Source organism: Plantibacter sp. M259, from assembly GCF_006065115.1.
Lineage (GTDB): Bacteria > Actinomycetota > Actinomycetes > Actinomycetales > Microbacteriaceae > Plantibacter > Plantibacter auratus.
Genome location: NZ_CP040750.1, coordinates 1,164,696 through 1,183,220, shown reverse-complemented (window position 1 = coordinate 1,183,220; position 18,525 = coordinate 1,164,696). Strand labels below are relative to the sequence as shown.

The following is an 18,525-nucleotide window of genomic DNA, read 5'->3' as shown; positions in this document are numbered from 1 at the left end:
AGGCAATGGTACTCCGTGCGCTCCATCACTATCGTTGGAGCATGGCCGACATTTTCGACGTGATCGCTGACACCACCAGGCGGGACATCCTCGCGCTGCTGCTCGAACGGCACGGTGGCACCGGGACGAGCGTCTCCGAGATCGTCGCGCAGCTCGGCCTCAGCCAACCGACGGTGTCCAAGCACCTCAAGGTCCTGCGCGAAGCAGAGCTCGTCGAGGTGCGCGAGGAGGGCCAGCACCGCTACTACAGCCTGGATTCGGCGCCGCTCGAGGACGTGGAGGACTGGCTCATCCCGTTCCTCAGCGTCGACTACCAGGACGACGGTGTCGATTTTGCTGCGCTGTCGCTGCCGGACCAGGCCAAGGCGGTCGCGGGATCGGTCGGCAAGGTCGCTGCGGACGTGACCCACGCGGTGCAGTCGGTCACGAAGAAGCTCCGCCCGTAGCCCGGGCCCCATACCGTTCACTCAGGGGATGTACAGGGCGGGCGTCGGCCCTCTAGAGTTGCCATGCGGCGTTCCGGTCCTCGGAGCGCCGTTCAAGCGGGTTTCCAGAGGCACAGGAGGGGTTCGATGACGCAGGACACTGCCGACGTCCGCTTCCTCACCGTGGCCGAAGTCGCCGAGATGATGCGGGTGTCCAAGATGACCGTGTATCGCCTGGTGCATTCGGGGGAACTCCCGGCCATCCGGTTCGGGAAGTCGTTCCGGGTGCCGGAGACCGCCGTCGACGCCGTCCGGCAGCGCCCGGTCGCCGACGTCGGCTGAGGCGTTTCCCGCTCCTAGCAGCCTGCAGGCGTACGGCGTGTGAACGACGCGCGCTGCAATCGGCTAGACTGGCAACAAGACTTGTTCTCTTCGGTCGCGATCCCTGCGGCCAAGCCCCCCAATTCTGTGAGGTAAATCCGTGGGTTCTGTTATCAAGAAGCGCCGCAAGCGTATGGCGAAGAAGAAGCACCGCAAGCTGCTTCGCAAGACCCGTCACCAGCGCCGCAACAAGAAGTAGCCGGCTGCTCCGTTCGGAGCGCCTGACGACTCTTCGTCCACCGGAAGCGCCTGCCCATTCGGGTACGGCGCTTTCTGGCGTTGTCGAGGTGATCGTCTCGTTCGCCGGTCGTGGCGTGTGGTCGCCGCGGGTCGAGCGGCGTCGAGGTTCCTCCACAGGCGAGGCCGGACGGGACTGATCCACAGCGCGTCGCGGCACGCGGTCCGTCGCCCCGAGATCGTCGGCGGTCCTTCGTAGGTTCGTCGCATGACCCGCGATCTCCCGCCAACCGTCCACCGCAACCGACGCGAGCTCGCGTACCGGGTGCCGTTCGTCGTCGAACGAGACGACGCACCTCGCTATCGACTCCGGAACGTCGGTGACGAAGCCGTTCACTGGGTCGTGCTGCGCCTGATCGGACCCGGACTCCTCGCTCCACTGGAACCGTGTCGCCTGACGCCGGGGAGCGCGCTGGAGTTCGAGGTGATGGGCGCCGAGCTGGCCCGGGCCACCAGCGTGCAGGTGTCCTGGTTCCGTCCCGGCGGTCACCAGTACCTGTGGCGGGTCACCTTCTGACGGGCCCCACCGGCTGGAGGGGAGTGGTCCTCGATGCGCGGATCAGCGTTCCTGGTCGCGGCGAGCAGCCAGCAGATCCCGTGCCGTCAGCTTGTGCGCCCGGCCCGGGTACATGTCGGCGTTCAGGCCCGTGATGAACGGGGCGGGGTCGAGGTCGAGCGCGGTACTCAGGCGGACGAGCGTCTCCACGCTGGGGTGCACCTGGCCCCGCTCGATCTTGCCGATGTTCGTCCAGTGCATCCCGGCCAACACGCCCAGGTCCTCGAGGGTCAGCTGGCGCTCGTTGCGAGCGGCCCGCAACCGCTCGCCGAGGATGGTCGCGGCTTCCGAATGTGTAGGCATCACTCAATGACAACGGACCTCGACCGGCGCATGCCAGAGTGTCTGAGCCTGCCGGTTTCACCACTTATGGTTCGCGGTCCTGGGTTCGACGGCATCATCATTCCGGCATCGTGTCAGATGTCTCGGTGAAACACCACACGTGTCGGCTCCGTGGAGGTGCTCCGACCTCAGGCACCCCGTACAGTTGAGGAGGTGTCCACTCTGCACGTCACGCTCATCGGCAAGCCCGGTTGTCACCTCTGCGACGACGCCCGTGCCGTGATCGACGAGGTGGTCGCAGGCCTCCCGTCCGACGGCCCCATGATCGAACGCGACGAGCTCTCGATCCTCGACGATCCGGCGCTCCACGACCGCCACTGGGAGGAGATCCCCGTCGTCCTCATCGACGGCAGGGTCCACAACTACTGGCGCATCGACCCCGACCGCCTGCGGTCCGCGTTGCTCGCCGACTGATCCGCACGTCCATCCATCCACATCGACCCTTGGGGGCCCAGTGACCATCCGCCACATCGTCAGTTGGAAGCTGGCAGCTACGGACGACGCCGAGCGCGACGCGGCGTTCGCCACCATGCAGTCCGAACTCGAGGCACTCGCCGGGTTCATGCCGGACGACATCGAGCACCTCCAGGTCGGACGCAACATCGCCTACCCCGAGAGCAACTGGGACGTCGTGCTGGTCGGCGACTACCCGAGCCTCGAAGCCCTGGAGCGGTATCAGGTGCACCCGGAGCACGTCCGCGTCGTGCAGATCGTCCGTCAGCTCGTCGTCGAGCGCTCTGCGGTCGACTTCCAGCTCGACTGAGCCCGGCGCCCGCAGGATTCAGGCCACGACGCCGACGGCGACGGTGCCGTCGAGCTCGTCGTCGCGGTCGATCGACGCCGTGAGGCCCGCCGCCTTCATGAGCGCGGCGGTCTCGGGGGCCTGACGTTCGCTCGTCTCGATCATGACGGCACCGCCCGGCGCAAGCCAGTCCGGGGCCTGCGCGATGATCCGACGCTGCACGTCGAGCCCGTCGGCACCGCCGTCCAGCGCGATCACGGCCTCATGCTCCCGAGCCTCGGGCGGCATCGTCGCCATCGACGCCGTCGGGACGTAGGGGGCGTTCGCGAGCAGGAGGTCGACGCGCCCCGCGAGCGACCGGGGCAGCCCGTTGAACAGGTCTCCGAGCAGGGCGTGCCCACCGCGCGGCCCGAGGTTGCGTCGTGCGCAGTCCACCGCAGCGGGTTCGATGTCCGACGCCCAGACGTCGATCGGGCCGGGCGCCTCGGCGAGGAGCGCACTCCCGACGGCCGCGGCACCGCAGCAGAGCTCGACGACCACCGAACCGTTCTGGAGGCGTGGCAGGGCGGCGTCGACCAGGAGCTCGGTCCGTCGCCTCGGCACGAAGACCCCGTCCTCGACGACCACCCGGCGGCCCCGGAACGCGACCCAGCCGAGGACGTGTTCGAGCGGCCGGCCGGCGACCCGTGCCGCGACCATCCGTTCGAGTCGATCCGGATCATCCGACTCGGCGAGGAGCAGCGCCGCCTCGTCCTCGGCGAAGACGCACCCCGCCGCACGAAGGCGCAGGACCACGGATTCGGCGGTCGCGTTCATCTGGCTCACCCCTCGCTCACGTGCGAGGACACCGCACGGCCGGTGCGAGTCACGCTACCGTCGCGGCCGGGCACGCACCAGAGCGGTGGTCAGAGCTGTTCTGCGGCAGCGAGCACGCCGGGCAGCCAGGCGAGCGCGACGTCCTTCTTGCGCTCGAACCCGCCGTCGTCGTGCAGACCGAACTCGCCGAAGCGGGTCGCGCCGTGCTCGGTGAGGATGGCGTCGAGCAGCGAGCTGCCCTGGTTGTACGTGTCCTCGTAGCTGCTGTCGCCCAGCCCGAAGATGGCGTACCGGAGCCCGTCGAGCTCGACGTCGGACTCCTCGAGCGCCTCGTAGAAGATCTGGCCGGTCTCACCGAGGAGGCCGTCGCCGTACGTCGACGTGATGAAGATGTAGATCTCGTCGGTCGACAGCTCCGCGGGGTCGACGTCGCCGAGGTCGGCGACGCGCCACTGGTGCTGTGAGCCGATGGCCTTGCCGATGTCGCCGGCCAGGCGTTCGGCGTTGCCGGATTCGGTCCCGTACAGGATGACGATCTGCATGGCGTCCTTCTTGCGGGGTTACGGGGCGAGGCGGGTCGGGCCGCGGAACAGGTAGGTGACCTCGCGGATGGAGGTCTCGTGCAGCATGAGCATGAGCACACGGGCGAGGCCCATGCCGAAGCCGCCGTGCGCCGGGACACCGTAGCGGAAGAAGTCGAGGTAGAACTCGAGCTCCTCGGGCTCCAGGCCCTTCTCCTTGGCCTGCTCGACGAGGACGTCGACGCGGTGCTCGCGCTGCGCGCCCGTGGAGATCTCGACGCCGTTGTAGATGAGGTCGTAGCTGTTGGTGAGCGAGCCGTCCTCGGCGTTGCGCATGTGGTAGAACGGCCGGATGCTCGACGCGTAGTCGGTCAGGAAGACGAAGTCGTGACCGAAGGTCTCCTTGACGTAGGCCGCGATCTGACGCTCGCCCTCGGGGTCCATGTCGTCGTCGGCGCGGGGGATCTCGTAGCCGCGCTCGGCGACGATGCGCTTGGCCTCGGCCAGCGGGATGCGCGGGAACGGACGGGACGGGACCTCGAGCTCGATGCCGAAGAGCTCGGAGATCTGTTCGCCGTGCTTGTCCTTGACCGCCGTGAAGCCGGCGACGAGGAGCTCTTCGTGCAGCTGCATGACGTCCTCGTGGGACTCGATCCAGCTGATCTCGGCGTCGACGCTCGTGAACTCGGTCGCGTGTCGGCTGGTGAACGACGGGTCGGCGCGGAATGCGGGTCCGACCTCGAACACCTTGCCGAAGCCGGCGGACTGCGCCATCTGCTTGAAGAACTGCGGGGACTGCGCGAGGTACGCCTTGCCCTCGAAGTAGTCGACCTCGAAGAGCTCGGCGCGCGACTCGCTCGCGCTCGCCATGAGCTTCGGGGTGTGGATCTCGATGAAGTCGTTGTCGATCCAGTACTGACGCAGTGCGTGCTCGAACGTCGTCTGGATGCGGAAGATCAGGGCCTGCTTCGGCTGGCGCAGGTCGAGGAAGCGCCAGTCGAGGCGCTTGTCGAGCGAGGAGTCCGCAGCGATCGGCGTCTCGGGGTTGGCGGCGGTGACGACCTCGAGCGTGGCGACCTTGACCTCGATGCCGCCGAGCTTGACGCGCTCGTCGTGCTTGAGCTCGCCGGTGACGGTGATGAAGGAGCCGTGCGCGAGCGCGGAGATCGCCTCAGTGGTGGCGAGACGCTCGGCGGAGCCCTCGACCTCCGGGTCGACCTCGCGGACAGCCGGGTTCACCAGCTGGACGGCGCCGCTCTCGTCGCGGAGGACGACGAACTGCACCTTCTTCTGGTCGCGGACGGTCTCGACCCATCCGGAGACGGTGACGGGACCGTCGGACAGGGCGGCCAGGTTCTTCACAACGACGCGTTCACTCACCCCGACAGCTTAGCCGTCGCTCGTGGCTCGGACCTGGACGGAGGTCACGGTGAATCCGCAGCTTGGGGAAACGTACACTTGGAGGGTGGTAGCCGACCAGATCCATCTCGTGCGTCACGGCGAGGTGCACAATCCTTCTCGTGTGCTCTACGGTCGACTCCCCGCATTCCGACTGTCGGAGCTCGGCGAGCGCATGGCGCAGGCCGCCGCGGACGAGTTGGTGGGCCGCGATCGCACGGTGGGCGCGCTCTACGCGTCCCCGCTGCAGCGCACCCAGGAGTCCGCAGCGCCGGTCGCCGCCGCGTTCGGGCTCGCCGTCGTCTCCGAGCCGCGCGTGATCGAACCGTTCAACGAGTTCGAGGGCAAGCGCATGAGCCGTGCCCTGAAGAACCCGCTCAACTGGCCCAAGCTCCGCAATCCGTCGCGTCCGAGCTGGGGCGAGCCGTACGCGTCGATCGTCAACCGCATGACGGCTGCCGTCGAGGACGCCTGGCGCGCGACGCCGTCGGGCGATGTCGTCATCGTCAGCCACCAGCTGCCGATCTGGATGCTGCACAGCTCCATCGTCGGGGCGCCGTATCGTCACGACCCGCGGAAGCGACGGTGCGCCCTGTCGAGCATCACCACCTTCGAGCGGACCGAGCAGGGCTTCGTCGAGGTCGGCTACGTCGATCCGGCCGCCCGTCTGTCGTCCGGCGCGACCGATGTCGGGGCCGTCTGATGGCCCGCCGATCGAGGACGTCCGCCGTCGCCGCCGTGTTGGCTGTCGGGGCACTCCTGCTCACGGCGTGCGGGAGCGATCCGCTCGCCGAGCAGTACCGCGAGGGCAGCAGCAAGGGGTATGTCGCGGGCGACGGCAGCGTGACCGAGGTCGCGCTCGACGACCGCGGTGAGTCGATCAGCTTCTCGGGCGTCGGCGAGGACGGCGAGCAGATCTCCTCCGCCGACCACGCGGGCCAGGTCCTCGTCGTGAACTTCTGGTACGCCGCCTGCGCCCCCTGCCGCGCGGAGGCCAAGGACCTGCAGGCGCTCAACGAGGCCTACACCGACAAGGGCGCCACCTTCATCGGCGTCAACGTCCGCGACACCGCCGACACCGCGAAGGCGTTCAACGGCACCTTCGGCATCACCTACCCCTCGATCCTCGACGTCGACAGCGGGGAGGCGAAGCTCGCCTTCACGGGCAGTGTCCCGCCGAACGCGGTGCCGACCACCATCGTCCTCGACGCCGAAGGTCGGGTCGCCGCCCGCATCCTCGGGCAGCTGCAGGACCGCACCATCCTCGACACCCTCATCCGCGACACGATCGCCGAGAGCGCCCCAGAGTGAGCCCCGGCGAGCTCGTCTACGGCGGCCAGCTCCTCGTGGCGATCCCGATCGCCATCGCGGCCGGTCTGCTGTCCTTCCTCTCGCCGTGCGTTCTGCCGCTCGTCCCCGGCTACCTCGGGTACGTCGGCGGCATGACGACGGTCGAGGAGGGGCATTCCGGTGCAGGTCGCCGGCGCGTGCTGCTCGGCGTCAGTCTCTTCATCCTCGGCTTCACCCTCGTGTTCGTGGCGATCGCGGCGTTCGTCGGAACGATCGGCGCCTGGTTCGTCGAGTGGGAGGGCGTCATCACCCGCGTCCTCGGCGCGGTCGTCATCCTCATGGGGCTCATCTTCATCGGACAGTTCTCGCGGCTGCAGCGCACGGTGCGGACCAGCTGGGCACCCGCCACCGGCCTCGCCGGCGCGCCGCTGCTCGGCTTCGTCTTCGCCATCGGCTGGACGCCCTGCCTCGGCCCGACGCTCACCGCGATCAGCGCGCTCTCTCTCTCGGGCGGCTCCGCGTGGCGCGGGGCCCTCCTCGGGCTGTTCTACTGCCTCGGTCTCGGCATCCCCTTCCTGCTCGTCGCGCTCGGACTCGGTTGGGTCACGGGGTCGTTGGCGTTCCTCAAACGGCACATCCGCACGATCAACATCATCGGCGGCGTGCTCCTCATCGTGATCGGTGTGTTGATGGTGTCTGGTCTCTGGTCCGCTTGGATGTACTCGTTGCAGGGGGTGATGAGCGGCCTTGTCACGCCCCTCTGATCACATCGATTCCGCCGCCCCGGCTCCGGCCGACGGCATCAACCAGCCGAAGCTCGGCTTCGTCGGTTGGCTCCGCTTCTTCTGGCGTCAGCTCACGAGCATGCGCACGGCGCTCTTCCTGCTGCTGCTCCTCGCGATCGCCGCGGTGCCCGGTTCGCTCGTCCCGCAACGGTCGAGCGACCCGAACGGCGTCACCCAGTACTTCACCGACAACCCGGACCTCGCGCCCATCCTCGACAAGGTGCAGGCGTTCGACGTCTACAGTTCGGCCTGGTTCTCCGCGATCTACCTGCTGCTGTTCATCTCGCTCATCGGCTGCGTGATCCCGCGGACGAAGCACCACTGGCTCGCCCTGCGCTCCCGCCCGCCGCGGACGCCCGCGCGCCTGTCTCGGCTCTCCGCGTTCGAGCGTCGCAGCGACGACAGCGGCGCGACCGCCACCGAGCTCATCGACGACGCGACGAAGCAGTTGAAGCGCCAGGGGTACCGCGTCGAACGCTACGACGCCGAGGGGTCCGCATCGGTGTCCGCGGAGCGCGGCTTCCTCCGCGAGACCGGCAACCTCGTCTTCCACTCGGCCCTCGTCGGCATCCTCGTGACCGTCGGCTTCGGCGGCGGTTTCGGCTTCTCCGGTCAGCGCGTGCTCGTCGAGGGTCAGACCTTCGTCAACACGCTGCTCGACTACGACTCGTTCAACCCCGGCCGCTTCTTCAACGAGTCGGAACTGGCCCCCTACAAGTTGACGCTCGACGAGTTCGGCGTCACCTACGAGACCGAGAACCTCGACGCGTACGGCCAGGCGATCGACTACCGTGCGAAGGTCACGACGACCTCGCCCGGCGGGAAGCCGCAGGACGCGACGATCAAGGTCAACGATCCACTACGGTTCGAGGGCACCGACGTCTACCTGCTCGGCAACGGCTACGCGCCGACGATCACCGTCCGCGATCCCGAGGGCAAGGTCGTGTTCAGCGACTCCATCCCGTTCCTGCCGCAGGACGCCCAGCTCACCTCGCTCGGCATCGTCAAGGTCCCGGACGGACTGGCGGAGCAGCTCGGCATGATCGGGTTCTTCTACCCGACGCAGGCCGCGTCCAAGCCGCCGTTCTTCTCCTCCTACCCCGACCTCGCCTACCCGGTGCTGACGCTCAACGTCTACTCCGGCGACCTCGGCATCAACGCCGGTGCTCCGAAGTCGGTCTACGCGCTCGACGTCGACGACATGAAGCAGCTCACGGGCGGCGACACCGGCGTCGAGTCGATCGAACTCACGCCTGGCCAGATCACCGACCTGCCGAACGGACTCGGCACGGTGTCCTTCGACAACGTCGCCGCCAACCCGTCGACCGAGAACTACGCCGGCTCCGTCAAGCGGTTCGCCTCGTTCGACGTCCACCACGACCCGACCCAGCTCTGGGTGCTCGCGTTCGCCATCCTCGCCCTGTCCGGCCTCATCACCTCGCTCTTCGTCGCCAGACGGCGCGTCTGGGTGAAGGCCGTGACCGGGAGCGACGGCACCGTCTCCCTCGAATACGCCGGGCTCGCCCGCGGCGAGGACCCCGGCCTCGAAGCGGCCGTCGCGGCGATCGCCGAAGCGCACAGTCCAACGCCTGTCCCGTCCGAACCCGAAGGTAGAATCGCCCCGTGACCCTCGTCGAAATCTCGAACCTCTGCCTCTGGTCGGCCGTCGCCGTCTACGCGCTGGCGTTCATCGCCTTCACGTTCGACCTCGCGCGCCGCAGCGCCGAGGTCACCGCGGCGATCGACGCGGCCGAGCGGGCCGAGCTGGAACGGTCGGCAGCCGCCGAGGAACGCGTCGGTGCACTCGCCTCCGCCTCGGCACGGACCGTCGCACCGATCGTCACGAACGACGGTGTCCCGCGCAAGACCCGCCGTCCCTCGGACGAGCCTGAGCAGCAGGCGTCGCGCAAGTCACCGAGCCTCCGGGTCGGGGTCTCGCTCACGGTCATCGCCTTCCTCCTCCACCTCGTCGCGGACGTGACGCGCGGTATCGCCGCCGGTCGTGTCCCGTGGGCGAACATGTACGAGTTCGCGATGACGGGCACGCTGCTCATCGTCGCGGTGTTCCTCGTGGTCATCGCGCGCGTGGACCTCCGGTTCCTCGGCAGCTTCGTGATCGGCCTCGTGACCGTGCTCCTCGGCCTCGCGACCGCGAACTTCTACGTCGAGGTCGTCCCGCTGCCGCCGGCGCTGCAGTCGGCGTGGCTCGTCATCCACGTGTTCGTCGCGAGCCTCGGCACGGCGTTCTTCGCCATCGGCTTCGCGTTGAGCGTCGTGCAGCTCCTGCAGGGGCGTCGCGAGCGCCGGCTCGGGCTCGTGCAGCCCAGCCAAGGCTCCGGGCGTCTCCGCTTCCTGCTGACCCTCCCGAACGCGGAGCGTCTCGAGAACCTCGCCTACCGCGTCAACATCATCGGCTTCATCTTCTGGACGTTCACCCTCATGGCCGGCGCCATCTGGGCGGAGCGCGCCTGGGGTCGGTACTGGGGCTGGGACACCAAAGAGGTGTGGACCTTCATCATCTGGGTGATCTTCGCCGGGTACATCCACGCCAGGGCGACGCGCGGTTGGCGCGGATCACGGGCGGCCACGCTCGCGATCATCGGCTTCAGTGCCGTCATGTTCAACTTCGTCGTGGTGAACGTGTTCTTCAAGGGTCTGCACGCCTACAGCGGCCTGTAGGCCCTGCATCGGCCCTCAGCCGAGCAACGCGTGCGTGCGGCGGAGACGGTCGAGCCACCAGGCGGTCCGCTCCGGTGACGCCGTGAAGTGCTCGAGGAGATCGACGTCCACCTCGACACGCCGGACGCCGATGCCGCCGTCCACGGGATCGAGCGGTGCGGTCGTCACGTCGCCGCCGAGCAGCGCGGTGGTGGCGAGCCCGCAGTCGTAGTCGAGTTCCGGCAGCGCCGCCGCGAGGTGGGCACCCATGGAGATGCCGACGGAGGTGTCGAGGGCGCTCGAGACGACGATCGGCAGACCGGCCTCGCCCGCGATGCGGAGCGCGGCGTGCACGCCGCCGAGCGGCTGCGCCTTCACGACGAGCAGGTCGGCGGCGCCGGCACGAGCCACGGCGAGGGGGTCCTCGGCTTTGCGGACGCTCTCGTCCGCCGCGATGGCGACGTCCAGGGAGGAGACCCGTTCACGGATCTCGGCGAGTTCCGCGACGGTCGCACAGGGCTGCTCGACGTACTCGAGATCAAAGGCCTCGAGGGCGCGGATGGCGTGTTCGGCCTCGTCGACGTTCCAGTTGGTGTTGGCGTCCACGCGGAGACGACCCTCGGGTCCGATGGCCCGCCGGACGGCGGCGACGCGCGCGACGTCGTCGGCGAGCTCCTGCCCGCGCTCGGCCACCTTCACCTTCGCGGTCCGGCAGCCCGGGAAGCGGGAGAGGATCGACGGCACGTCCGCCGCGTCCACGGCCGGGACCGTCGCGTTCACGAGGATGCGGTCCCGGTGGAGGGGTGGGAGGTCCGACCAGCCGAAGTCGATGGCGGCCCGGAGCCACGCGGCCGACTCCTGGTCGTCGTACTCGACGAAGGGGGAGAACTCCGTCCACCCGGCGGGCCCACGGAAGAGGACGGCCTCGCGGGTGTCGATGCCCCGGAACCGGACCCGGAGGGGGATGGAGACCACGCGGGCGGTGGCGAGGACGTCGTCGAGGTTCGCTTGCATGTCCCCATCCTGCACCCGGACGTCGGAAGCCGTCGCGGGACGCCCGTGACACAATCGATCCCGTGCCGCTGTTCTCCCGACGCAAGCCGACGCCCGGCGATCGGCGAAGCATGCCCGCGGACGAACCGGCCGCCTTCTCGGTGCCCGAGCCGATCTTCGAGCCAGGCCCCGAGGCCGAGGTGCTCCCGGTGATCGAACAATCGCCGGTCGGGTCCTCCGACGAGCCGCGCGATCCGAACGCCCCGCCGATTCCCGGGGCGCCGCCGGCAGCCGTGCCCGCGGCCGTGCAAGCGCCTGACGCTCCGGAACGCACGCCCGAGGAGCTGGAGGCGGAGACCGCCCGGTTCCGTCGTCCGGGGTCGCGAGGACGACGGACACCGCGGCAGCCCGCATCGCGGAAGCCGTCGTCGCGTCGTCAACGGAATGCGGCGGAGCGCGCGGCCGCCTCGCAACCGAAGGCCGCGGGGATCCCGACCGACGCCGGCGAGGGGACTCCGGCGTCCCACCCGCCTGCCGCCGGCGTCTCCCCGACGGGTCGGGACGAACTCGGCGCGCGGAGTCGGGGTGTCGTCGCCTCCTTCTCCCCGCTCGCCCTGCTCGGCGCGGTGGTGGCCGTCACCCTCTTCACCGTCCTACTGGCCGTGAGCTACCGGCCCGGCGAGGGGGCGTGGGCCATCGTCGTGGCCTTCGTCCTCGTCGTCCTCGTGCAGATCATGCTGCTCATCGGGAGTGTCGTCGTCATCCGTCGGAAGGCGCGGCGCCCCTGGGGCGTGCTGGCGCTGGTGCTCCTCCTCGTCGTCAACCCGGTCACGGCGATGGCTGTCGGCGGTCTCTCCACCGACCGGGCCGGGGATGGCGCGTCCGCAGGCGGCAGCGGCGACGAGGAGCACGACCCGATCTGGGACACCTACCCGGGATCCGCCTACGTCGACGCGAAGGAGACCCTCGACGGGCCGAGCTATGAGGACTTCGTCGGGACGTCCGACGAGATGCTCGCGGAGATCCGGACGGCGTTGACCGCGGAGTTCGGTTTCGACTGGGTGGAGCGACAGCCTGCCGAGACGGAGGTCGATCAGAACGGGTACGGCGGGGACTCCATGCTCTTCGAGTACACGGCACCGGTGTGGCAGACGACGACGACCGTGCGCACCTTCGAGGAGAAGTCGCGGGTGGTCGAGCTGATCCGGCAGGTCCTGCTCCGCTACGGCATCGCGAACCTCGACATGCAGAACGCACCGTCCTCGTGGCGTGAGCCGGGCGAGCTCACCGAGCGGTACGGCGGCGAGACCCTCGACACCCAGGCACTGTGGGACCTGCACACCTACAACGCCATCACGGGGGCCGGGGACTTCCGGACGAGCATCGTCGATCTCACGCTCGATTCGGCCGGCACGGTCGCGAAGGACCGCGAGTTCGACGTCGACTACTACGACATGGCGGCGGAGGGTGTCGAGCTGCACCTCGACTCCTATGCACTCCTGAAGGAGGCGGACCGCGCCGACTACCTGGAGGCGCTCAAGCCCTACGCGGACCTCGACAAGCCGAAGTAGTGCCTAGGCTGGACGCATGAGCGATCGAGTGTCCGAACTGTTCGACCCGGAGATCTGGGACGTCGTACCGGGGTTCGAGGACCTCACCGATCTGACGTACCACGTGGCGCGCGAGGGCGGCTTCGTGCGCATCGCGTTCGACCGTCCTGAAGTGCGCAACGCGTTCCGCCCGCACACCGTCGACGAGCTGTACCGCGCGCTCGACCACGCGCGTCAGAGCCCGACGGTCGGCGTGGTGCTCCTCACCGGCAACGGTCCGAGCGCGAAGGACGGCGGCTGGGCCTTCTGCTCGGGCGGCGACCAGCGCATCCGCGGTCGCGACGGTTACCGGTACGCGAGCGACGACGCCGCGGACGACGAGACGGCGAGCGGCATCGACGCCGCGCGCAACGGTCGCCTGCACATCCTCGAGGTCCAGCGCCTCATCCGCTTCATGCCGAAGGTCGTCATCAACCTCGTGCCCGGGTGGTCCGCGGGCGGCGGGCACTCGCTCGGCGTCGTGTGCGACCTGTCCATCGCGAGTCGGGAACACGCGCGGTTCAAGCAGACCGACGCCGACGTCGGTTCCTTCGACGCGGGGTACGGGAGCGCGTACTTCGCCAAGCAGGTGGGTCAGAAGTTCGCGCGCGAGGTGTTCTTCCTCGCCCAGGAGTACGACGCGGAGCGCGCGCTGCAGGCGGGCGCGATCAACGCGGTCGTCCCGCACGCCGAGCTCGAGCAGACGGGCGTCGCCTGGGCTCGCACCATCCTCGGCAAGTCGCCGACCGCCATCCGCATGCTGAAGTTCGCCTTCAACGCCGTCGACGACGGTCTCGTCGGCCAGCAGGTGTTCGCGGGCGAGGCCACCCGTCTCGCCTACGGTACCGACGAGGCCGTGGAGGGGCGCGACGCCTTCCTGGAGAAGCGCAAGCCGGACTGGGCTCCGTTCCCCTGGCAGTTCTGAGTTCCGTGACCTCGAGGGGTCGGCGGAGCGCCGACGCACCCGGCGTACGCTGAATCCATGACCCGTCAGCTGCTCCCCGTCGACGCATCCGCCTCGGCGATGCTCGCAGCCCTGGAGACGGCGCTCGACGGCTCCGGACCCGCGGTCCTCCCGATGCGACCCGGATCGTCCGCGGCACCGGCAGTGGTCGACGACCGGGTGGCCCTCGTGATCGAGACATCCGGCTCGACGGGTCTGCCGAAGCGGGTCGCCCTCGCGGCCGACGCCCTCCTGGCCAGCGCGGCCGGTTCCGCGGTGGCTCTGGGTGGCCCTGATGCCCACCGCCGTTCCTCGCAGTGGATCCTGGCGCTCCCGACGCACTACATCGCCGGCGTGAACGTGCTGCTCCGGTCGATCGTCGCCGGGACCAGGCCGGTCGAGGCCCCGGTGGGATCGTTCGACGCCCGGGCGTTCTGCGGACTCGTCGAGCAGCTCGACGCCGACGCCGGCTTCGCCGCCCTGGTGCCGGCACAACTGCGCATGCTCGTCGACGCCGCCGAGACGAGCACCTCCGTGCGCGACGCGCTCGCCGGACTCGCCGGGTTGCTCGTCGGGGGACAGGCCACCCCGGTTCCACTCCTGGAGCGGTCCGCGGCGCTCGGCATCCGGGTCGTGCGGAGCTATGGCTCGAGCGAGACGTCCGGCGGCTGTCTGTACGACGGCGTGCCGTTTCCCGGCGTCGAACCCCGGCTGGTGAACGGAGAGCTCCTCATCGCCGGACCGGTCCTCGCCGAGGGCTACCTCGGCGAACCGGACCGCACGGCGACCGCCTTCCCGGACGACGGCGGTCGCCGGTGGTACCGCACCGGCGACACCGCAGAGCTCGTCGACGGCGTCGTCCGCGTCACCGGGCGGGCCGACAACGTGATCATCAGCGGCGGGGTGAACATCTCCCTCGACCGCGTGCAAGCGGTCGTCCGGTCGATGCCGGGGCTCGCCGAAGCCGTCGTCGTCGCCATCCCCGACGAGCGGTTCGGTCAGGCGTCCGCGATCGTGACGGCCGCCGGGACCGCCTCGGATCAGCACGCGGACGAGGCTCTCCTGCAGGCCGCCCGGGACACCGTCGCGGAGGCGCTCGGCCGCCCGGCGCGCCCCGCCCGACTGGTCCGTCTGACCGAGCTGCCGCTGCTCGCGAGCGGCAAACCCGACCTCGTCGCACTCCGCTCACGCCTGGGTTGAGCCCGTCCTCCGCGTGACCGCGACGGCCGGTTTGCAGGCGGATGTCGCATAGGGCATGCTCTCCCATGCGCGTCGACGAGCGACCGCAGCCGGGGGACGACGACAGGTGACAACGGGGACCGACACGGGCGCTGCGCCCACGAGGCCGACGACGGCGTTCCGTGCCGACATCCAGGGGATGCGGGCGCTCGCCGTGGCGGCGGTGATCCTCGCCCACGCGACCGGCTGGCCCGCCGGTGGCTTCGTGGGCGTGGACGTCTTCTTCGTGATCTCCGGCTTCCTGATCACCGGGTTGCTCCTGCGCGAGCACGAGCGATCCGGGCGGATCTCCCTGCCGGCCTTCTTCGGTCGGCGGATCAAGCGCATCCTGCCCGCGTCGCTGGTCGTCCTAGCCGCGACCGTCGCGCTGGCGACGTGGCTCTTCAACGCGCCGCGGGCGCTCGCGACCTGGTGGGACGCGGTGTCCGCCGCACTGCTCGTCTCGAACTGGCGCTTCGAGGCGTCGGGCACCGACTACTTCCACGCGACGGACGCCGCGTCACCGCTGCAGCACTTCTGGTCCCTCTCGATCGAGGAGCAGTTCTACCTCGTGTGGCCGGTCCTGCTCGTCGTCCTGCTCGCCGTCGCAGCTCGCGGAGCCCGACCCGTGCTGCGCTCGCGCATCGTCGTCGGTGGCGTGCTCGTCGTCCTCATCGCGGCCTCGTTCGCCGTCGCCGTGTGGCAGTCCGGGGCGGCTCCGCAGGCCGCCTACTTCGCGACCGGCGCGCGTGTGTGGGAGCTGGGGGCCGGCGCACTCCTGGCCGTGCTCGCGCCGCTCCTCGGCCGGCTGCCGCTGGCGCTCCGGGTGGTCGCCGGATGGGCGGGGCTCGTCGGCATCGTCGCGTCCGCGCTGCTCATCACCGGGTCGATCGGGTTCCCCGGCCCCTGGGCGGTCGCCCCCGTCGCCGCCGCGATGCTGCTCATCGCCGCCGGGACCGGAGCCGGTCCGGCGTACCAGCGCTGGATGTTCCCACTCGCGAACCCGCTGAGCCGTGGCGTCGGAGCGATCTCCTACTCGCTCTACCTCTGGCACCTCCCGATCCTCCTGTTCGTGCCGATGCTCGTCCCCGACACCGCCCTCAGCACGGTCCCCGGGATGCTCGGGCTCATCCTCGGGGTCTCGGTGCTCTCCTTCCTGCTCATCGAACAGCCGTTGCACCGCACGCCGCTCGTGGGTTCGTTCCACGGCGACCGAGACGCCAGGGACGCCGCCTGGGCCGCGTGGCGCGAGCGGTTCGCCTCCCAGTTCCTCTACTCGGCGGTCGGACTCGTGATCGTCGCCGGGCTCGCGGTGATCGCGATCGGGCCCGCGCTCCGCATACCGGTGACCACCGGGGGACCGGCGGCCGTCGCGACACCGGCCGGAGACCCGCTCCAGGGCATCGCGGCTGAGCTGCAACTCGCGAGCCAGGCTTCCGCGTGGCCCGACAACCTCTCGCCGAGCCTCGACGACGCGATCAGTGCGACCTCGAGCACCAACCCCGCACGGGCCTGCTTCGACCTGGGTGCGACGCCTGACGACGGCTCGTGCACCTGGGGGGATGCCGCTGCGCCGAAGCACGTCTACCTCGTCGGCGACTCGACCGCGCTCGCCTACGCGCCGGCGTTCCGTGCGATCGCGGACCAGAGCGGCGGTGCGGTGCGGATCACCACCATCGGTCTCTACGGATGCCGCTTCACGCAGGACCTCATCCAGAACAGCGGCGCCGGCGTCATGGACGACTGCCCGACGCGGAAGCACGACATCGCCGAACGCATCGCGGCCGACCAGCCCGACCTCGTGATCGTCTCGAACGCGTTCACCGCGGGCCGCGCATCCGACGGCCGATCGCTCGACACGACGTCCATGGTCGCGTCGGCGCTCGCCGAGACGGCCGGATACCAGGTCCCGGGCCACGTCGTGTTCCTCGCACCACCACCGCTCGGCGCCGACCTCGGTTCCTGCTACTCACGGGTGTCCAGTCCGCAGGACTGCGCCGTGGGCGTCGACGCGGCCTGGAACGACTTCGCCGCGGCGACCGAGTCCGCGGCGGGAGCAGCTGGGGAGCGCTTCGTCTCGTCGCTCCCGTTCAGCTGTGCGGATGGCGTCTGCCCGGCGTTCGCCGGGACGACGCCGACGAAGTACGACAGCGTGCACCTCACCCCGGCGTTCGCCGAGCACATCGCTCCGGCGATCCTCCAGACGCTCCAGGCCGCCGGGGCCCTGTGACACCGTCCGCCCCGTGGCTCCGCGGGTAGACTCGCCGTCGTGGCACATGGAGCACGGCCGGCAGCGCCGAAACAGCAGAAGACGTCCGCACAGCGCCCCACGGCGGGTCGTGGCGCGAACGGTGGACGATCGGGCAACCCCGCACGCGGTGGCGGTCGCAAGGTCCCCCTCGCGAAGCCGGCGACCTTCGGCGACTGGGTCGGTGCTGCGCGGATCCGCACGCTGCCGATGGCCGTCGCCCCCGTGCTCATCGGCACCGGCGCCGCGACGATCATCGCGGGCCCCGGGGTCTACCACCCGGTCCGTGCGCTGCTCTGCCTCGTCGTCGCGCTCGCGCTGCAGATCGGCGTCAACTACGCCAACGACTACTCCGACGGCATCCGCGGAACGGACGACCTGCGCGTCGGCCCGAGCCGACTGACCGGTTCCGGTGCGGCGAAGCCCAAGACGGTCCTCACCGTCGCGCTGGTGTTCTTCGGTATCGCGGCGGTGGCCGGCATCGTCCTCACGATCCTCACCCAGTTCTGGTGGCTGCTCCTCGTCGGGGCGGTCGCCATCGTCGCCGCCTGGTTCTACACGGGCGGGAAGCGGCCCTACGGGTACTTCGCGCTCGGCGAGGTCTTCGTCTTCGTGTTCTTCGGCCTCGTGGCCACACTCGGCACGACCTTCGTCCAGGTCGGCACGGTGAACCAGGAGGCATGGTTCGGCGCGATCGGCGCGGGCCTCATCGCCTGCGCCGCGCTCGTGGTCAACAACCTCCGCGACCTCGAACAGGACAAGGCGGTCGGGAAGCGCACCCTGTCGACGTTCATCGGTCGGATCGCCTCGAAGGTGCTCTACTGCGTCCTGCTACTCGTGCCGTTCGGCATCGCCGCGTTCCTCGCGCTCTTCTACCCGATCGCCTGGTTCACCATGTTCGCGCTGCTCGCCGCCATCCCGGCGTGCGTGATCGTGCTGTTCTCCACGACGGCCAGAGAGCAGATCCTGGTGCTCAAGCTGACGGGGCTCGTGCAGCTAGCGTTCGGGGTGATCCTCGGTCTGGCGTTCTTCTACACGCCCGGCATCGGCAGCTGAGGACGCTTCCGGTGTCGCCGCGCTCGCATCGAGCGCCGCGTCCTCGGAGTCCTCGTCGTCGTGCGGCGTCGGCTTGTCGCCGTGCCGACGGGCGTAGAGCTCCTGCGCGACGGTCTCCCGTGGGGTGCGCAGGAAGATGTAGGACACGCAGAGCCCGATGATCGCGGCGATGATCGCGGCGACCCAGGGCTGCAGACCGGTCAGGAAGACGAGGAGCAGGAGCGGCACCACGAACGCCAGCAGGCGGAGGATGGTGTACCGGACGGCGGCGGGAACGCGTTTCACCACATAAGTCTAGGCGTCCCGCCTGAAGGCAACCCCAGGTAA

General features: G+C 69.6%; 22 protein-coding genes. 16 read left to right on the top strand and 6 right to left on the bottom strand.

What is annotated here, in order from left to right; all coding sequences use genetic code 11:
• Window positions 1–41 precede the first annotated feature (41 nt).
• The 4 genes from FGL15_RS05240 to FGL15_RS05225 all read left to right on the top strand — a co-directional run bounded on the left by FGL15_RS05240 (window position 42) and on the right by FGL15_RS05225 (window position 1,560).
• Window positions 42–446, top strand: coding sequence for a helix-turn-helix transcriptional regulator (locus FGL15_RS05240; RefSeq protein ID WP_064294613.1), 405 nt, complete (start codon window positions 42–44; stop codon window positions 444–446).
• Between the two features lie 126 nt (window positions 447–572).
• Window positions 573–767 carry a helix-turn-helix domain-containing protein gene (locus tag FGL15_RS05235; protein ID WP_079706638.1) on the top strand — a complete coding sequence of 65 codons (195 nt, stop codon included), beginning with the start codon at window positions 573–575 and terminating at the stop codon, window positions 765–767.
• 139 nt (window positions 768–906) lie between these two features.
• The gene (locus FGL15_RS05230; RefSeq protein WP_003792170.1) at window positions 907–1,005 is read left to right on the top strand and encodes a 30S ribosomal protein bS22; all 99 of its coding nucleotides are present in this window, start codon (window positions 907–909) and stop codon (window positions 1,003–1,005) included.
• Window positions 1,006–1,251: 246 nt separating this feature from the next.
• Window positions 1,252–1,560, top strand: a complete 309-nt coding sequence (locus FGL15_RS05225; protein WP_137243973.1) for a hypothetical protein — start codon at window positions 1,252–1,254, stop codon at window positions 1,558–1,560.
• 42 nt (window positions 1,561–1,602) lie between these two features.
• On the opposite strand, the gene FGL15_RS05220 is transcribed toward FGL15_RS05225, so the two are convergent.
• On the bottom strand, window positions 1,603–1,902 hold the full coding sequence (locus tag FGL15_RS05220) for a helix-turn-helix domain-containing protein (RefSeq protein ID WP_064294610.1): 300 nt from the start codon (window positions 1,900–1,902) through the stop codon (window positions 1,603–1,605).
• 192 nt (window positions 1,903–2,094) lie between these two features.
• Between FGL15_RS05220 and FGL15_RS05215 the strand changes: the two genes are divergently transcribed.
• Together FGL15_RS05215 and FGL15_RS05210 are read left to right on the top strand one after the other, a co-directional pair.
• Window positions 2,095–2,355 (top strand): glutaredoxin family protein, encoded by a 261-nt coding sequence (locus tag FGL15_RS05215; protein ID WP_138945218.1) that lies wholly within the window; start codon window positions 2,095–2,097, stop codon window positions 2,353–2,355.
• 40 nt (window positions 2,356–2,395) lie between these two features.
• Window positions 2,396–2,704 (top strand): Dabb family protein, encoded by a 309-nt coding sequence (locus FGL15_RS05210; protein ID WP_079706641.1) that lies wholly within the window; start codon window positions 2,396–2,398, stop codon window positions 2,702–2,704.
• A gap of 18 nt (window positions 2,705–2,722) precedes the next feature.
• On the opposite strand, the gene FGL15_RS05205 is transcribed toward FGL15_RS05210, so the two are convergent.
• The 3 genes from FGL15_RS05205 to aspS form a co-directional block, all read right to left on the bottom strand.
• On the bottom strand, window positions 2,723–3,499 hold the full coding sequence (locus FGL15_RS05205) for a putative protein N(5)-glutamine methyltransferase (protein ID WP_138945217.1): 777 nt from the start codon (window positions 3,497–3,499) through the stop codon (window positions 2,723–2,725).
• An 89-nt stretch (window positions 3,500–3,588) separates the two neighbouring features.
• Complete coding sequence (locus FGL15_RS05200) at window positions 3,589–4,041, bottom strand: flavodoxin domain-containing protein (RefSeq protein ID WP_138945216.1); 453 nt, start codon at window positions 4,039–4,041, stop codon at window positions 3,589–3,591.
• A gap of 18 nt (window positions 4,042–4,059) precedes the next feature.
• Entirely contained in the window at window positions 4,060–5,400 is a 1,341-nt protein-coding gene (aspS, locus tag FGL15_RS05195; protein WP_085514014.1) for an aspartate--tRNA(Asn) ligase, read from the bottom strand.
• An 85-nt stretch (window positions 5,401–5,485) separates the two neighbouring features.
• Here aspS and FGL15_RS05190 point away from each other — a divergent pair, with 85 nt between their 5' ends.
• Genes FGL15_RS05190 through ccsB form a run of 5 tightly spaced genes read left to right on the top strand, consistent with a single transcriptional unit; the run spans window position 5,486 to window position 10,172 of the window.
• Window positions 5,486–6,121 carry a histidine phosphatase family protein gene (locus FGL15_RS05190; RefSeq protein ID WP_138945215.1) on the top strand — a complete coding sequence of 212 codons (636 nt, stop codon included), beginning with the start codon at window positions 5,486–5,488 and terminating at the stop codon, window positions 6,119–6,121.
• The gene (locus tag FGL15_RS05185; protein ID WP_138945214.1) at window positions 6,121–6,729 is read left to right on the top strand and encodes a TlpA disulfide reductase family protein; all 609 of its coding nucleotides are present in this window, start codon (window positions 6,121–6,123) and stop codon (window positions 6,727–6,729) included. Before FGL15_RS05190 ends, FGL15_RS05185 begins: the two co-directional genes overlap by 1 nt.
• Window positions 6,726–7,472, top strand: a complete 747-nt coding sequence (locus tag FGL15_RS05180) for a cytochrome c biogenesis CcdA family protein (RefSeq protein ID WP_138945213.1) — start codon at window positions 6,726–6,728, stop codon at window positions 7,470–7,472. The genes FGL15_RS05185 and FGL15_RS05180 overlap by 4 nt, the downstream gene beginning before the upstream one ends.
• The gene (locus FGL15_RS05175; RefSeq protein WP_138945212.1) at window positions 7,456–9,120 is read left to right on the top strand and encodes a cytochrome c biogenesis protein ResB; all 1,665 of its coding nucleotides are present in this window, start codon (window positions 7,456–7,458) and stop codon (window positions 9,118–9,120) included. Before FGL15_RS05180 ends, FGL15_RS05175 begins: the two co-directional genes overlap by 17 nt.
• A complete protein-coding gene (ccsB, locus tag FGL15_RS05170; protein WP_138945211.1) occupies window positions 9,117–10,172 on the top strand; it encodes a c-type cytochrome biogenesis protein CcsB in 1,056 nt (351 codons plus the stop codon). Before FGL15_RS05175 ends, ccsB begins: the two co-directional genes overlap by 4 nt.
• 15 nt (window positions 10,173–10,187) lie before the next feature.
• On the opposite strand, the gene FGL15_RS05165 is transcribed toward ccsB, so the two are convergent.
• Window positions 10,188–11,165, bottom strand: a complete 978-nt coding sequence (locus FGL15_RS05165) for an o-succinylbenzoate synthase (protein WP_138945210.1) — start codon at window positions 11,163–11,165, stop codon at window positions 10,188–10,190.
• 62 nt (window positions 11,166–11,227) lie between these two features.
• Here FGL15_RS05165 and FGL15_RS05160 point away from each other — a divergent pair, with 62 nt between their 5' ends.
• The 5 genes from FGL15_RS05160 to FGL15_RS05140 all read left to right on the top strand — a co-directional run bounded on the left by FGL15_RS05160 (window position 11,228) and on the right by FGL15_RS05140 (window position 18,198).
• Window positions 11,228–12,715: a hypothetical protein gene (locus tag FGL15_RS05160; RefSeq protein WP_138945209.1), complete on the top strand. Its 1,488-nt coding sequence runs from the start codon at window positions 11,228–11,230 to the stop codon at window positions 12,713–12,715.
• A gap of 16 nt (window positions 12,716–12,731) precedes the next feature.
• Entirely contained in the window at window positions 12,732–13,658 is a 927-nt protein-coding gene (locus tag FGL15_RS05155) for a 1,4-dihydroxy-2-naphthoyl-CoA synthase (protein WP_064294597.1), read from the top strand.
• Between the two features lie 57 nt (window positions 13,659–13,715).
• Entirely contained in the window at window positions 13,716–14,876 is a 1,161-nt protein-coding gene (locus FGL15_RS05150) for an AMP-binding protein (RefSeq protein WP_138945208.1), read from the top strand.
• 106 nt (window positions 14,877–14,982) lie between these two features.
• Window positions 14,983–17,124: an acyltransferase family protein gene (locus FGL15_RS05145; RefSeq protein WP_240773803.1), complete on the top strand. Its 2,142-nt coding sequence runs from the start codon at window positions 14,983–14,985 to the stop codon at window positions 17,122–17,124.
• Between the two features lie 39 nt (window positions 17,125–17,163).
• Window positions 17,164–18,198 carry a 1,4-dihydroxy-2-naphthoate polyprenyltransferase gene (locus FGL15_RS05140; protein ID WP_138945206.1) on the top strand — a complete coding sequence of 345 codons (1,035 nt, stop codon included), beginning with the start codon at window positions 17,164–17,166 and terminating at the stop codon, window positions 18,196–18,198.
• Here the strand turns inward: FGL15_RS05140 and FGL15_RS05135 are convergent.
• Complete coding sequence (locus tag FGL15_RS05135; RefSeq protein WP_138945205.1) at window positions 18,139–18,483, bottom strand: DUF4229 domain-containing protein; 345 nt, start codon at window positions 18,481–18,483, stop codon at window positions 18,139–18,141. The two genes, FGL15_RS05140 and FGL15_RS05135, sit on opposite strands and share 60 nt — an antisense overlap.
• Window positions 18,484–18,525: the final 42 nt, after the last annotated feature.

Bases quoted from the DNA above. Each gene is read 5' to 3' on its own strand.
- FGL15_RS05200 (WP_138945216.1), bottom strand. From the start codon at position 4,041: ATGCAGATCGTCATCCTGTACGGGACCGAATCCGGCAACGCCGAACGC.
- FGL15_RS05155 (WP_064294597.1), top strand. From the start codon at position 12,732: ATGAGCGATCGAGTGTCCGAACTGTTCGACCCGGAGATCTGGGACGTC.
- FGL15_RS05220 (WP_064294610.1), bottom strand. From the start codon at position 1,902: ATGCCTACACATTCGGAAGCCGCGACCATCCTCGGCGAGCGGTTGCGG.
- FGL15_RS05205 (WP_138945217.1), bottom strand. From the start codon at position 3,499: ATGAACGCGACCGCCGAATCCGTGGTCCTGCGCCTTCGTGCGGCGGGG.
- FGL15_RS05150 (WP_138945208.1), top strand. From the start codon at position 13,716: ATGACCCGTCAGCTGCTCCCCGTCGACGCATCCGCCTCGGCGATGCTC.
- FGL15_RS05225 (WP_137243973.1), top strand. From the start codon at position 1,252: ATGACCCGCGATCTCCCGCCAACCGTCCACCGCAACCGACGCGAGCTC.
- FGL15_RS05235 (WP_079706638.1), top strand. From the start codon at position 573: ATGACGCAGGACACTGCCGACGTCCGCTTCCTCACCGTGGCCGAAGTC.
- FGL15_RS05240 (WP_064294613.1), top strand. From the start codon at position 42: ATGGCCGACATTTTCGACGTGATCGCTGACACCACCAGGCGGGACATC.
- FGL15_RS05185 (WP_138945214.1), top strand. From the start codon at position 6,121: ATGGCCCGCCGATCGAGGACGTCCGCCGTCGCCGCCGTGTTGGCTGTC.
- FGL15_RS05165 (WP_138945210.1), bottom strand. From the start codon at position 11,165: ATGCAAGCGAACCTCGACGACGTCCTCGCCACCGCCCGCGTGGTCTCC.